Raw genomic sequence first — 1,179 nt, forward strand, 5'->3', positions numbered from 1 at the left:
ACAGGTCATGGCAAAGAGCAAGTTTGAGCGTTCGAAACCACATGTAAATGTGGGCACGATAGGACATGTGGATCATGGTAAGACGACGCTGACGGCGGCGATTACGACGATTCTGACAACGAAGTTTGGCGGAGAGTCAAAGAGTTATGATCAGATTGATTCTGCACCTGAAGAACGGGCGCGGGGTATAACCATTAACACGGCGCATGTTGAGTATGAGACAACAAATCGCCACTATGCGCACGTTGACTGTCCGGGGCATGCTGACTATGTTAAGAATATGATTACGGGCGCGGCGCAGATGGACGGTGCGATACTGGTTGTATCTGCTGCCGATGGTCCTATGCCGCAGACGAGGGAGCATATATTGCTTGCTCGGCAGGTTGGGGTACCCTACATCATTGTGTACATGAACAAAGCGGACATGGTTGATGATGCTGAGCTGCTGGAGCTGGTGGAGATGGAGATACGCGAGCTGCTGTCCAAATATGATTTTCCGGGAGATGATACGCCGATCATAATAGGGTCAGCGCTGAAGGCGTTGGAGGGAGATCAGAGCGAAATTGGCGAGCCGTCGATTCTGAAGCTGGCGGAAGCACTGGACAGTTACATACCTGAACCTGAGCGCGCGATTGATGGTGCATTTATTATGCCAGTGGAAGACGTATTTTCGATATCGGGACGTGGAACGGTTGTAACGGGCCGTGTTGAGAGAGGTATTATCAAGGTTGGTGAAGAGATTGAGATAGTGGGATTGAAGCCAACGCTAAAGACGGTGTGCACGGGAGTGGAGATGTTCCGCAAGCTGCTGGACCAGGGCCAGGCGGGTGATAACGTAGGGGTTCTGTTGCGAGGAACCAAGCGGGAAGAGGTTGAGCGCGGTCAGGTGCTGGCAAAACCTGGGAGTATATCACCGCATACGAAATTCACGGCGGAGATTTATGTGCTGAGTAAAGAGGAAGGCGGAAGACATACGCCGTTTTTTCCTGGATATCGTCCGCAGTTTTATTTCAGGACGACTGACGTGACCGGTTCGATTGAATTGCCGGCAGGGACGGAGATGGTGATGCCTGGAGATAATATATCGGTGACGGTGAATCTGATAGCGCCGATTGCGATGGACGAGGGTTTGCGTTTTGCGATCCGGGAAGGCGGTAGAACGGTCGGTGCCGGCGTGGT

General features: G+C 52.3%; 1 protein-coding gene. It reads left to right on the plus strand.

Annotated elements, in window-relative coordinates:
- Nucleotides 1-7: 7 nt before the first annotated feature.
- On the plus strand, nt 8-1,179 hold a 1,172-nt coding region (tuf, locus tag BMY62_RS15860), incomplete at its 3' end, for an elongation factor Tu (protein WP_090662258.1).

This window comes from Nitrosomonas marina, from assembly GCF_900111605.1.
Lineage (GTDB): Bacteria > Pseudomonadota > Gammaproteobacteria > Burkholderiales > Nitrosomonadaceae > Nitrosomonas > Nitrosomonas marina_A.